This is a genomic window from Stenotrophomonas sp. P5_B8 (genome assembly GCF_054049855.1).
Genome location: NZ_JBFULO010000086.1, coordinates 1 through 12,315 on the forward strand (window position 1 = coordinate 1; position 12,315 = coordinate 12,315).

The 12,315-nt window shown below is 68.3% G+C and carries 11 protein-coding genes; 1 reads left to right on the forward strand and 10 read right to left on the reverse strand.

All coding sequences use genetic code 11. The features are described 5' to 3' along the window. Positions 1 to 387: 387 nt before the first annotated feature. The 5 genes from ACXJKH_RS07110 to ACXJKH_RS07130 all read right to left on the reverse strand — a co-directional run bounded on the left by ACXJKH_RS07110 (position 388) and on the right by ACXJKH_RS07130 (position 5,174). Entirely contained in the window at positions 388 to 831 is a 444-nt protein-coding gene (locus ACXJKH_RS07110; RefSeq protein ID WP_256775889.1) for a DUF2147 domain-containing protein, read from the reverse strand. Positions 832 to 929: 98 nt separating this feature from the next. Further along, on the reverse strand, positions 930 to 1,349 hold the full coding sequence (gloA2, locus tag ACXJKH_RS07115; RefSeq protein ID WP_457318909.1) for an SMU1112c/YaeR family gloxylase I-like metalloprotein: 420 nt from the start codon (positions 1,347 to 1,349) through the stop codon (positions 930 to 932). Beyond that, on the reverse strand, positions 1,346 to 2,428 hold the full coding sequence (locus tag ACXJKH_RS07120; protein WP_457318910.1) for a serine hydrolase domain-containing protein: 1,083 nt from the start codon (positions 2,426 to 2,428) through the stop codon (positions 1,346 to 1,348). The genes gloA2 and ACXJKH_RS07120 overlap by 4 nt, the downstream gene beginning before the upstream one ends. Before the next feature lie 20 nt (positions 2,429 to 2,448). After that, positions 2,449 to 4,374: a DUF885 domain-containing protein gene (locus ACXJKH_RS07125; protein WP_457318911.1), complete on the reverse strand. Its 1,926-nt coding sequence runs from the start codon at positions 4,372 to 4,374 to the stop codon at positions 2,449 to 2,451. Positions 4,375 to 4,496: 122 nt separating this feature from the next. Further along, positions 4,497 to 5,174 (reverse strand): DUF502 domain-containing protein, encoded by a 678-nt coding sequence (locus ACXJKH_RS07130; protein WP_256775892.1) that lies wholly within the window; start codon positions 5,172 to 5,174, stop codon positions 4,497 to 4,499. Between the two features lie 74 nt (positions 5,175 to 5,248). Between ACXJKH_RS07130 and ACXJKH_RS07135 the strand changes: the two genes are divergently transcribed. After that, positions 5,249 to 6,559 carry a hypothetical protein gene (locus ACXJKH_RS07135; RefSeq protein ID WP_457318912.1) on the forward strand — a complete coding sequence of 437 codons (1,311 nt, stop codon included), beginning with the start codon at positions 5,249 to 5,251 and terminating at the stop codon, positions 6,557 to 6,559. Positions 6,560 to 6,599: 40 nt separating this feature from the next. Here ACXJKH_RS07135 and ACXJKH_RS07140 read toward each other — a convergent pair whose 3' ends face one another. From ACXJKH_RS07140 to trxA, 5 genes are all read right to left on the reverse strand, one after another. After that, positions 6,600 to 7,343 (reverse strand): hypothetical protein, encoded by a 744-nt coding sequence (locus ACXJKH_RS07140; RefSeq protein ID WP_457318913.1) that lies wholly within the window; start codon positions 7,341 to 7,343, stop codon positions 6,600 to 6,602. Positions 7,344 to 7,367: 24 nt separating this feature from the next. Then, positions 7,368 to 7,847 (reverse strand): DUF4442 domain-containing protein, encoded by a 480-nt coding sequence (locus ACXJKH_RS07145; protein ID WP_256775895.1) that lies wholly within the window; start codon positions 7,845 to 7,847, stop codon positions 7,368 to 7,370. Between the two features lie 68 nt (positions 7,848 to 7,915). Beyond that, positions 7,916 to 9,541 carry a CHASE2 domain-containing protein gene (locus ACXJKH_RS07150; protein ID WP_457318914.1) on the reverse strand — a complete coding sequence of 542 codons (1,626 nt, stop codon included), beginning with the start codon at positions 9,539 to 9,541 and terminating at the stop codon, positions 7,916 to 7,918. Further along, on the reverse strand, positions 9,538 to 11,187 hold the full coding sequence (locus tag ACXJKH_RS07155; protein WP_457318915.1) for a FecR domain-containing protein: 1,650 nt from the start codon (positions 11,185 to 11,187) through the stop codon (positions 9,538 to 9,540). Before ACXJKH_RS07155 ends, ACXJKH_RS07150 begins: the two co-directional genes overlap by 4 nt. 228 nt (positions 11,188 to 11,415) lie before the next feature. Further along, the gene (trxA, locus tag ACXJKH_RS07160) at positions 11,416 to 12,273 is read right to left on the reverse strand and encodes a thioredoxin (protein WP_457318916.1); all 858 of its coding nucleotides are present in this window, start codon (positions 12,271 to 12,273) and stop codon (positions 11,416 to 11,418) included. Positions 12,274 to 12,315: the final 42 nt, after the last annotated feature.

Below are 12,315 nucleotides of genomic sequence, written 5' to 3' on the forward strand. Positions count from 1 at the left end.
GGCGGCTGTGCGTTCGGACGCATGCGAGGCAGTGCCTCGCAAGCAATGCGCCCTCACCCATGTAAGCTCCGCCACCGCATCCATGCGGTGGAGGGCCCCGCAACCTCAACCACCCCAACCCTTCCACAGTTGGCTGGTATGCATGGGAACGGCGGGGGCAGAGGCCGACGCCGACGCCTAAGCGAGGCGAACTTGGCCGAACGAATCGAACCGAAAGGAGCTTCTTCCTGCCGAGACCGAAGCCAGAGCGGTTTGGTTCGGGGTGTGGGGGGAGTTGAAATGCAAAAGGCCGAAGCGGCGCAGCCGCTTCGGCCTTTCTCTTCCTCCCAACCGGCGATGCACACGCCTCGACCACACCGGAGCAATGACTAGACAAACAGCGCYAGATTACTCACGCACCCATGTCTGGGAGCGGCAGATGAAGGCGATGCAGCCGGAGACGTCGAGCTTGGCGCCGCCGGTCTGGAGCTTGGCCTTGGACTTGTAGGTCTTGCCGTTGCCCGGGTCCAGGATGGTGCCGCCGGACCAGGCGTTGGCGCCGTCGGCCTTGAGGTTCCACAGGATCGTCATGCCCTTGACCGGCTTGTTCTTGTTGGCGCCTTCGCAACCGTCGCAGACCGGATTGGGGCCCTTGTCCGAATGCAGGATCTCCACCACCTTGCCGGTCAGGGTGCCGTTGGTGGCCTGGGTGATCTCCACGATCGACTTTACCTTGCCGGTCTTGTCGTCGATGGTCTTCCAGCGGCCGACCGCACCATCGGCCGCACTGGCCGACATGGCGGCCAGCATCAGCGGCAGTGCCAGCAGCAGGGTCTTCAAAGTCTTGCGCATGTTTCCCCTCCCAGGGAGTTCGTGAATGCCGGCGCAGGGCCGGTACAGCCCGACTGTATACCCATTCGCTCCGGTACGGAACGCACCGCCGACCCTGTTCAGCCGCCCTCGGCCGGGATCTCGTACAGCTCCAGCGGCAGTCCGTCCGGGTCGGCGAAGAAGGTGAAGCGGCGGCCGGTGTATTCGTCGGTACGGATCGCCTCGCAGGCGACATCGGCCGCGGCCAGGCGCGCGATCATCGGCTCCAGCGCCGCTACCCGGAACGCGAGATGACGCAGCCCCTGGGCTTCCGGGCGGCTTGGGCGGGGCGGGGCGTGCGGGAAAGAGAACAGCTCCAGCTGGCTGCCGTCGGGCAGGGCCAGGTCGAGCTTCCAGGAATCGCGCGCGGCGCGGTAGTTTTCGTCCAGCACCCGCAGGCCAAGGACCTCGGTGTAGAACGCCCTGGAGCGCGCGTAGTCCGAACCGATCAGCGCCACATGGTGGACGCCGAGCAGCGGGGTGCCGTGGTCGTGGGTCATTGCAGGGTGTCCAGCCAGCGTCGTGCGATCTGCAGCGCCAGCGGATAGGGTTCGGGGCCGTCGCGGTTGCTCAGGATGATCACCGTCAGGCGGTGTGCGGGATAACGCAGGATCACATTGCGGAAGCCGATGCTCTCCCCGCTGTGCCATTGCGCCTGGCCGTTGAGGCGCCAGCCGAAGCCGTAGAACGGCACGTCCGGTTCCTCGGTGGCGGTGGCCGGCGCGAATGCCTGGCGCAAGGACGCTGCCTTCAGCAGACGCGTGTCGTACAGTGCCGCGTCCCATTTGGCCAGGTCGGTCAGCGAGGAATAGATGCCGCCGTCGCCGAGTACCGCGCTGGTGGGGCTCTGGTCCGTGCGCTGCCAGCGTCCGTCGATCTGGCTATAGCCGTACGCGCGATGCGCCACATCGTCCACGCCGTCCTGGTGGGCGACGCTGGCATCCATCCCCAGCGGGCTGAAGATACGCGCCTTCAGAAAACTGGCGAAATCCTGCCCGGACGCCTTGGCCACCACCAGCGCCAGCAGCGCATATCCGCTGTTGCTGTAACGGTAGCGGCTGCCGGGGGCGAAGCGCGTGCGGTCCTGGGTTTCCAGCAGGTGCAGCACGTCGTTGTCGTGCACCTGTGCCGTCGCACCGGGCGGCAGCAGGTCTTCGTAGTCGAGCAGGCCGCTGGTATGGCTGAGCAGTTGGCGCAGGGTGATCGCATCGGCGGCGCGCGGCAGCGAGGGCAACCAGCGCTTGAGCGGGTCATCCAGGGTCAAACGGCCATCCTCGGCCAACAGCAGGATCGCCGCCGCGGTGAACTGCTTGCTCAGCGAGGCCAGGCGGAAGTTGCTCTGTGCGGTCACCGAGGTGCCGTCCTCGAGGACGGCCAGGCCGTAGCCGCGCTGGAACACCGGCTGTCCGTCGTGCAGCACCAGCACCGCCGCGCCGGGCACCTGGCCGTCGTAGCGCTGCAACAACGCATCGATGCCCGGGTCCGGCGGCGTCAGCACCGGCGCGGCGAAGACGTTGCCGGCCGCGAGCAGGCCGATGCACATCGCGTTGATCCAGCGCGGACGCGGTGTCATGTGCATGGCCGGCTCCCGGGGCGAGGTCAGGGACTGGCGGCGGGCGCCGGCGTGCCGGCGGTTTCACTGGCGATCCAGCGCTGCAGCTTGGCATCGAGGATATCGAGCGGCATCGAACCGTCGCGCAGCACTTCCTCGTGGAAGCGACGCAGGTCGAAACGCGGCCCCAGTGCAGCCTTGGCACGGTCGCGCAGCTCGAACATCTTCAGTTCGCCCAGGCCATTGGGCAGCGTCTGCCCGGGCAATGCCATGAAGCGTTCCACTTCAGCCGTGGCATCTTCGGCCGGGATGTCGGCGGTCTTGACCAGGTAGTCCACCGCCTGGCGCTTGCTCCAGCCCTGCGCATGCAGGCCGGTGTCGGCGGCCATGCGCGCGGCGCGGGTCAGCGCGGCCTGCAGGTAGCCGATGCGTTCATAAGGATCCTGGTAGACGCCGAGTGGGTCACCCAGCGATTCGGCATACAGGCCCCAGCCTTCGATGAAGGCGATGTCGCCGCCCAGGCGACGGAAGCGCGGCAGCTTGTCCAGTTCCTGCTGCAGGCCCAGCTGCACGTGGTGGCCCGGGATGCCTTCGTGCAGGAACTGCATCGGTGTGGCCCAGCGCCGCCGGCTTGCCAGGTTGCCGGTGTTGACATACAGGATGCCCGGGCGCAGGCCATCCGGCAGCGGCTGCTGGTAACTCACCGCCGAGGCGGCTGCAGCGCGCTCGGGTTCGACCGCGTGTATTTCCATCGGCGCCTTCGGCAGCGTGCCGAGCAGGGCCGGCAGGCGGCCGGCGACCTGGGTCTGCAACTGCCGGTAGCGGTTGAGCAGAGCCTCGCCATTGGCGTACTGGAAGCTCTTGTCCGTGCGCATGTTGCGCAGCACTTTCTGTTGCGAGCCGCGGATCCTGTTGTCCTTCAGAATGCCCGCGATCTGCGCCTGCAGGGTGGCCACGCGTTGTTCGGCCATGCGGTGGATCTGCTGCGCATCCAGGGTGGATGCGGTGCTCTGCACGATGTTCTGCCCATACCAGGCCTGGCCCTTGGGCAGCGCGCCCAGGCCATCGCTGCTGCGCGTGGCAGGCAGGTATTCGGTGGCGATGAAGCCGCGCAGGGCGCGGTAGGCCGGCATGATCCGGTACTCGATCATGCGTTTGTATTCGGCGGTGATGCGGGTCTTTTCCGTGTCGGCAATGTCGGCGGGCAGGTTGCGCACCGGCGCCCAGAACAGGGTTTCCTCGGCAGTGGGCTTGATCACCGCATCCAGCTGCGGCAGCACCTTTTCCATCAGGTCGCGCGGCTGCACGACGCCGGCGGCCATGCCCTGGCGCATGTTGGCGATGGCCTGGTCGAACAGCGGGCCGATGCCCAGCGAACGCTTGGACCAGTTGTCGTAATCCTTCACCGTGTTGAACGGCTGGGCGCCCGAGCCGGAGCCGAGGATCGCCATGATGCTGCCCAGGTTGTAGTACTGGCTGACCGGCAGCATCCAGCTGGGATACTGCTCGGCGGCGACGGACATGCGCGCGTCGCGTACGAAAATCTCGTAGCTCAGCAGGTCCTGGCCGGTGAGGCCATCGGGGCCGATCTTCTCCACTTTGCCCAGCCATTCCACGGTGAAGTCGTGCGACTGCTGGCGGTAGGCGGCCGAGAGAATGTTGGGCAGTTGGTCGTTGTGGCGGCTGTCGCCCTGGAAGGTGGCCTGCAGCGGATTGAGCCGCATCGAGGCATCCCAGTATTCATCGTAGATGCGGTTGAGCTGGGCGGCCTTGGTCTGCTGGCGCACGAGGGGCTGGCGGGCCGGCGCCGCGGCGGGGCGCGCGCGCGGTTTGGCCTTGGGTTTGGCGGCCTGCCGGGTCTGCGCGGCGGCCGGCCGGTTGGCCTTCTTCTTGGCGGCTTCTGCCGGTGCGGCGGTGCTGAACACCAGCAGGGCGGCGATGGCGAGCGCCAGGGCGCGGGCGGGGTGGGGCATCGGCGGTATCCGTAACACTACACAGACCGGGGAGCTTGCCCGATCCGCGCGCGTACGGCCAGCGCCGCACCACCGCGCGTCAGCAGGGGTAAAGACCCGCTGCCGTCACTGGTGGCGCGCCTCTAGCGGTCTCCGGCGCGGGTGAACGGCACGGTTTCCGGGGCGACGGCGCCGCCGGAGATGATGAAGCTCATGGCCTGGTCGACGGTCCAGTCGGTGGGCGTGAGCAGTTCCACCGGCACGATTTCCAGGTAGCCGGAGGTCGGGTTGGGCGTGGTCGGCACGTACACCGCAGCCAGCTCGCGACCGGTGCCCTGTTCGCGGATTACCCGAGTGACCAGCCCGACCGATTTCATGTCGCGGTGCGGGAAATCGATCAGCACCACGCGCTGGGTGCTGCCCGGCTCGGTCTGAAGCATGTCCAGCAGCTTCTTGGCGCTGTCGTAGATGATGCTGGCCAGCGGAATGCGCTTGATCACCGCGCCGAACCAGCGCAGCAGGCGCTGGCCGATCACCCGGCGGCTGAGCACGCCCACGCTGAGGATCACCAGCAGGGTGGCGGCCAGGCCGATCACGTTCTGCATCCACTCGACCTTGACCCAGCCCAGGTAATGGGGGAACGAGGCGGCGATCTGCTCGGACAGGGGCACCACCACCGGGCTGGAAATGCCCGACAACAGCACGAAGACGAATTTGACCACCACCCAGGTTAGCCAGATCGGCAGCAGGGTCAGCAGGCCGGTCAGGAACAGGCGCTGCAGGGAGGGGCGCGGGACGAGTTGGGGGGCTTCGGGCGACATGCCGCATTGTAGCGGTGCCGCCGCCCGGATTACCCTGCCGGCCACCGCAGGAAGCGGCGCGCTGGAGGAATGCTGTGTTGAACGGAGTGAAGTGGGTGGGCATGGCCGTGCTCGGGATGGGCGCGCTGCTGCTGGTGGTGGTGCTGGTGTCCTGGCTGCTGCCGGTGCCGGCCGCCGAGCGTGCGGCGCTGGCGGCGATGGAGGCCGCGCCGCGCGACCAGGTGCCCGAGCGCAATGCGTTCCCGCCGCTGTGGCTGTTGCCCTATGACGGCATCGATCCTGCTCGGATGCGCGCGCTGACCACACGCGATACGCAGGCGTTCGCGCAGGCGATTGCCGCGGAAACCTCGCAGCCGTGGACGGCCAGCGTCGCCGAAGGGCGATACCCGAAGGCCACGCCCGCCCACGGCTGGTGCGGGCGCGCCACCGACAGTTGCCTGGACGACGTACGCGCGCATGCGGCGGAGGTGGCCCAGGCGCATCGCGGGCATGACGGGCTGCACGCGCGCATCAGCGCGTTGGGCCGTAACGACCATTACCGCAATCTGTTCGCCAGTGACGTGTCGATGCCGTTTCCGCCGATTCAGGCGTTGATGGAGCGGCTGTCGCTGCACGCGCTGGAACAGGTGCGCGGCAACAGCAGCCAGGCCCTGCAGGGCGTCTGCGAGGACATCGGCACCGGGCGCATGTTGATGCGCAGCAGCGACAGCCTGCTGGTGGCGATGGTGGGCGGTGCCATGGCCAGTCGCAATGCGTCGCTGTTCACCGAGATAATGTCCGAGCTGCCGGCCGATGCATCTCTGCCGACGATCTGCCAGCAGGCCTTGGCCGCACCGACGGTGGCCGAGCTGGACCTGTGCGTGCCCATGCGCGGGGAGTTCGCCTTCCAGCGCGCTGCAACCGCACGCCTGCCGGACGGCCAATCGCGCTGGCTGTACGACACGGAAAAGACCCAGGCACGCAGTGCCGCGCTGCTGTCTCGCAGTTGCGCGACCGAGGTGCAGCAACAGATCCGCGACGACCGCAGGGTGACGCTGGCCACGCCGCCGTCGGTGTGGTCGTTGCAGTGCGTGGCCAATGCGGTGGGCTGCATGCTGCAGGACATCGCCGGGCCGGCGTATGACGAGTACAACTGGCGCATGCAGGACGCGGGCGCGCAGCTGCGGCTGGCCGCGGCGATGCTGTGGCTGCGTGGGCAGCCGAACGACGGCGAGGGTGCGATGGCCACGCTGGCACGATTGCCCGATCCACTCCGCAGCGCGCACCGCCCGCTGCAGCCCAGCGCCGATGGTCGAGGCGTGCAGGTGCGATGCTTTGCGCGGCCTTCCACCGACGCGAGCGCGATGATCCGCGCGCGGCTGCCGTTGGCCTGGCAGCCGCAGTAACGCATGACGTCGGCGCCACGCGGGCGCCGGGCGTCCGTGGCTAGGGCAACGGTTGAAACGCTGCCCCATCACCAATGCTGTTCAGTGTCCAGCGTTTGGCCGACGGTAGCGCTTCCCACTGCACCTGGTCGCGGTCGTCTTCGATGCTGCCATGCGCGCGGCGCAGCTTGCCGGTGGAATAGTTGATGCTCAGCGCCTCGGTTTCCCCGGCGTTGCGCATCAGCGACTGGCTGTCGTAACCGATCAGCGCGAAGGCCTGGTCCTGCCAGCGGAAGGTAAAGGTCGTCGAGCCGGTGGACCAGCTGCCGGCGTTGGAGAAGAAATACAGCTGCACCTGCAACGTGCCGCGCACGATCGATACGCCGCCGGAACCGTCCTCGAATACATCGGACATGTTCGGGTATTCGTGGCGTGGGATGAGGGTGTGGTTCTGCGCTGCCAGCGCATAGCTGCCGTCCGGGTTGGACCATGCGACGGCAAGCAGGCGTGGATTGCTGTCCAGCGGGCTGATGCCCAAGCCCTCATGCTCGACCACGTTGTGCCGGTCCTGCTGACGCAGCACCAGCACCAGGTCGGCGCGCTTGTCCGCGTTGAGGTCGCCGTCCAGGCGCTGTTCGATGCGCCACCCGTCTGGAACGAAGCCTTCAGCACTGCTGGCGACAGTCGGCAGACGCGGATACGCCACCGGCGGAACCTCCAGGGCCAGCGCAGGCATGGGCAGGCACAGCAGGGGCAGGGCAGCAGACAGCAGGCGCATGAGGTCGTCGGTGAAACGCAGGGGCACCGAGAATAGCAACCACGTGCCGGATCAACCCTTGCTGTCGGGCGCCTTGGGGCTGCGCGCGTCAGGCTTGAGCCGCAGGTAGACCTGCTTGCGCACGCGTGCGACCACCTCGCCCTGCGCATCGAGGATGTCGTTGCTGAACCAGTGCAGGTACTTCTCGCCACCGGCGGTCGCCGCGCGCAGCTGGTCGAGCAGTGCATCATCCAGGCGGAACTCGGCCGTCACCGTGCCACGACCGGGCTTGATGAACTCGATGGCACCGGCGCGGTCCCATACGTAGTAATCGCGGCCCAGGTTCTGCATCACGGTAAGCATCCAGAACGGATCGGTCATCGCAAACAGGCTGCCGCCGAAATGGGTGCCCACGTAGTTGCGGTTCCACGGGCGCATGCGCAGTTCGACGCGCACGTGGCGGTAGTCGTCGCTGACCTCGGTGACGTGGATGCCGGTAAACAGGAATGGCGGCCACAGGTTGATGCCATGGCGGAAAACGGTGGCCTTCATCGGGACGGGCTACGCAGGGGAAGGTGGCCGGAGTCTAACATTCGCCTGCGTATGGTGTGCGCGTGGGCTCAGCCGCCGTCATCGGCCGCATAGCCGTCGCGGCCTGCCGCCTTGGCCCGGTACAGCGCCGCATCGGCGCCTTCAAAGTAATGGCGCGGCTCGCTGTCGCTGGCAGGTACGCGGGTAAAGATGCCCACGGTCAGGGTGATCTGCAGGGTCTGCCCCGGCCCGGCCGGGACCTCCATGGCCCGCGTCCGCGCCAGCAGATCCTCGACCACCTGCACGGCGCCCTCGGCGCTGGTGTCGGGCAGGATCAGGGCGAACTCGTCACCGCCGAAGCGGGCGGCCATATCGCGCGGGCGGCGTGCATGGGCGCCGATTTCGCCGGCGATCTGGCGCAGCACACTGTCCCCGGCATGGTGGCCGTAGAGATCGTTGTGGTGTTTGAAATGATCCACGTCGATCAGCACCAGGCTGAGCGGGCGGCCACTCCGGCGGCCGGCCTCGTGTTCCTGCTGCAGGGTCTGCTCGAAGCGCAGCCGGTTGCCCAGCCCGGTCAGTGCATCGCTGTTGGCCTGGCGTCGCCATGCGCTGATGCGCCACAGCACCCAGGCGGCAATCACCGCGAGCATGCCGGTGAGTGCGGCGGCCGGGGCGAACCACACGTTGCCGGCACGCAGCGCCACGAAACTGATCAGCAGGGTAACGGGCAGGGCGAGCAGGGCGCTGGCCGCCGCCCGCGGCAGGGTCAGGCCGAGGCAGCACAGCGCCACCAGCACCCCGCTGAGCAGGTCCTGCCACAGCGTGGGCAGCAGCCGGATGACCTTGTCATCGAGCAGCATCGAGGCCACGTTGGCCTGGTATTCGCTGCCGCTCATCCAATGCTCGCGGGTGGTCGGGGTGAGCAGGCGCGGGGCGATGCCGCTGGCGGTCATGCCGACCAGCACCCGCCGCCCATGCAGCAGTGCCGGATCGACCTCGCCGTTGAGCACGTCCACGTAGGACACCTGCGGGAAGGTCTCCGGTGGGCCGGCGTAACGCACGCGCACGTAGTGGTTGCGGCGCCACTGGTAGGGCGAAAACTGCGCCGGATCGGGATCGCGCAGGCCCGGCAGCGGGCCGGGCGTGTCGGCCAGCGCCAGCCCCAGGGCCGGCCAGTGCGGTGAGCCGATCCCGGCGGTGAGGTACAGTCCACGCGCGACGCCATCGGCATCCACTTCGACGTCGCTGTGGCCGAGCGTGGCCGCGTTGGCGGCAATCAGCGGGATCGGCAGCAGTTCCTCGGCCATGCGTGGGCCACTGGCCGGGGCGGCCAATACCGGCAACACGACATGCCCGTTGCGGCGGATCGCCGCGGCCAGGTCGGCGTCCTGCGCCGCATCCTGGCGGTCCGGTTCGGACAGCATCAGATCCAGCACCACCCGCGCGCTGCCGGCTTGGGTGAGACGGTCCAGCAGTTGGGCGTGGGTGGCGCGTGGCCACGGCCATTGGCCGATCTGCTGCAGGCTGTTGTCGTCGATCGCCACGATCAGCAGGCGTGGGTCGGGACGGTATTCCCAACGGCCGACGTAAGCGTCGTACACCGCTTCATCCTGCTGCCAGAACCACTGCAAATGACTGGCCGCCGCCGCCAGCGCGCCGACCAGGGTCGACAGCACGATGCGTTGCGGCCAGGACAGCAGCAGGGGTTTCACAGCAGCAACCACAACAGCAGCGCGCCGCCGCCAGCGCCATAGCAGGTACGGCAGGGCAATTTGATCTGCTGCGCCGGCGAGAACGGGCCGGCGTAGCCATCGTCGTCGATGTACTGCACGCGCACGTGCAGGGCACCGTGCCACGGACGTTTGAGCGAGACCTCGGGTTGATCGACGTCGCGGTCCAGCAGCGGCTGGGCGAAATCGCCCTTGCGGTCCAGCTGCACGCGATAGCGCTGGCCGGGCGCGCCGGCCTGCCAGCGCAGCGTCAACTGGCCCTTGGCGGCCTGCGGCGGCTGAAGTGCCGGATCGACCGGGGCATCACTGAGGGTGAGCGCCACCGTTTGGCCGAAACGGCCGCGGTGGCCGGCGGCATCGCGCGACGCCACGCGCCAGAAATAGGCGCCCGGCGCCAGCGCCTGGGTCGGGCGCAGATGGGTGCCGCGGCTCTCCTGCTCCAGCACCGGTTCGAGGAACTGCGCATCGCGCGCGATCTGCAGCACGGTGGCCTCGGCGTCGCTGACCTGGCTCCATTCGAATCGCGGCCGCGCGCTGTTGACGGTTTCCTGGTTGACCGGGCGCACCGTCAACGGGGCCACCGGCTGGTCGGGCACCACGAAGTCGCGCTCGGCATCCAGGCCTTCCACGCCATCGGCACTGACCGCGCGCACCAGCAGGCGCAGCTCGCCCGGGGGCAGGTCGGGTACGGTCAGGGTGGTGGCGGCAGTGTCCCGGGCGAACAGCAGGATCTCCGGCTGGTCGGCACGGACCACCTCGACCCGGTACTGAGCGGCGCTACTCACCGCCGACCATGACAGCTGCGCCGGCAGCGGATCCAGGTGCAGCCGCGCGGGGTCCAGCACCGGTCGGGGCAGCAGGGCTTCCACGTCGCCCGGACGTGCATCGGCGGACATGCTGCGGCTTGCCTGGCCACGCGTGACCAGGCGCTGGCCGCGGCGATTGCCGACCTGCACCTTGCCTTCGATCACCTCGGTGGACGCGTTATGGGTGGCATCGCCCGCGCTGACCCGGAACACCGTGCCGCGCACGCTGCTGGTCGCACTGGGGGCGTCGATGATGTACCGCGACGCCGGGCCCTTGGCCGGCGTCACCCGGCTGCTGGTGCGGCCCTGTTCCAGGCGCAGGCGTGTATCGACCATGCCGGTGCGACCGTAGCGGCTCAGCTGGTCCAGGCGCAGGTGCGAGTTCTCGCGCAGTTGCAGCCGCGAGGCATCGGCGAAGGCGATGGTGACACTGGCGTCGGCGCCGGTGACCAGTTGCTGGCCGATCGTCAGCAGCTCACCTTCGATGACCGCACGCAGCGTCGTCCGACCGGCATCGCCAACCTGGACCCGGCCGCGGACGGCCAGCACACGCGCCGGCGCAGGTTGCACGGCCAGCCAGGGGATGGGAAAGCGCAGCTGGGTGCCCGGCGGCAGGCGATACGGATCGGCCACGTGGTTGTGCGCCTGCAACTTTTCCCAGGGCACCGACGGTTTGAGATAGCGCGCGCCGAGGTCCCACAGGGTGTCACCCGGACGGACCCGGTAGGTCCAGTCCTGGGCCAACACGGGCAGGGCGGTCAACAGCAGGGCCGCCAGCATCAGCAGGCGGCCGCTCAGGGAGGGAACGTGTGGCAAGCGCATCGAACTCACGGTCATCTGGCCCAGCAGGGCGGGGCGTAGCCCTGCGACCCCGATGGGCCCAGACCTCATCCCCCCGAATGAATCGCGACGTCCAATACGCCGCGCCGGCATTATTGCCCGGGCGTCGTGCAGGGTTTCTGAACGTGACCGGGATCACGCCCAGGACACGTGGAATCCGTTAGAAGTCGGTGTCGCATCCGGCATCTCCCGGGCGACACCGCGCCGGGATCAGAACAGCAGCGAGGCCATGCGCCGGCGGTAGCGGCCGATCAGGTCATCGTCCCCGATCACCTTGAAGGCATCGATCAGCAGCTTGCGCGGCAGGCCTTCGGCGAAACCGCGGTCGCGGCGCAGCATCTCCAGGAAATGCTCCAGCGCGGCCTCGTCCTGCCCGCCCAGCAGCAGCTGCACACCGCGCAGGTGGCGGGCCTGCAGGTCATCGCCGTTGGCAGCAATGCATGCGTCCAGCACCTCAGGCGCGGGCGCATCCTGCAGGGCAATCGCGAAATCCAGACGCGCACGGGCGCGCACCGCACGGTCGTCGGTGGCCAGGTTGGCGGGCAGCGCGTCGATCAGCGTGCTGGCTTCGGCGCTGGCGCCGGTCTGCAGCAGGGCCAGGGCGAGGTCCAGCTTGAGTTCGTCCTTGTCCGGCTCGGCGGCGATCGCAGCACGCAGCACATCCACCTGGGCCTGGGGATCCAGCGGCTCCGGTTCGGCCACCGCCTCGGTGACCGGCTCGGCCGGGGTAACCCCGTGCTGGGTCAGGAACTCGCGGATCTGGCCTTCCGGCAGCGCGCCGGGGAAGCCGTCGACCAACTGGCCGCCCTTGACCAGGAACACCGTCGGCACCGAGCGGATCTGGAAGGCGGCCGCGATCTGCTGCTCCTGGTCCACATCGACCTTGGCCAGCTCGAATGCGCCGTGGTATTCGCCAGCCAGCTTTTCCAGCATCGGGCCGAGTGTTTTGCAGGGCTCGCACCAGGGAGCCCAGAAATCCACCAGCACCGGCGTCTGCAGGGACTTCTGCAGGACCTCGGCTTCGAAGGTGGCGGTGGTGGCGTCGAAGACGTGCGGCAATTCGCTCATGGTCGGCAATCAACGAGTAAAGATGTACGCAGTGTATGGGTG

Bases quoted from the DNA above. Each gene is read 5' to 3' on its own strand.
- ACXJKH_RS07110 (WP_256775889.1), bottom strand. From the start codon at position 831: ATGCGCAAGACTTTGAAGACCCTGCTGCTGGCACTGCCGCTGATGCTG.
- gloA2 (WP_457318909.1), bottom strand. From the start codon at position 1,349: ATGACCCACGACCACGGCACCCCGCTGCTCGGCGTCCACCATGTGGCG.
- ACXJKH_RS07155 (WP_457318915.1), bottom strand. From the start codon at position 11,187: ATGCGCTTGCCACACGTTCCCTCCCTGAGCGGCCGCCTGCTGATGCTG.
- ACXJKH_RS07120 (WP_457318910.1), bottom strand. From the start codon at position 2,428: ATGCACATGACACCGCGTCCGCGCTGGATCAACGCGATGTGCATCGGC.
- ACXJKH_RS07130 (WP_256775892.1), bottom strand. From the start codon at position 5,174: ATGTCGCCCGAAGCCCCCCAACTCGTCCCGCGCCCCTCCCTGCAGCGC.
- ACXJKH_RS07125 (WP_457318911.1), bottom strand. From the start codon at position 4,374: ATGCCCCACCCCGCCCGCGCCCTGGCGCTCGCCATCGCCGCCCTGCTG.
- ACXJKH_RS07145 (WP_256775895.1), bottom strand. From the start codon at position 7,847: ATGAAGGCCACCGTTTTCCGCCATGGCATCAACCTGTGGCCGCCATTC.
- trxA (WP_457318916.1), bottom strand. From the start codon at position 12,273: ATGAGCGAATTGCCGCACGTCTTCGACGCCACCACCGCCACCTTCGAA.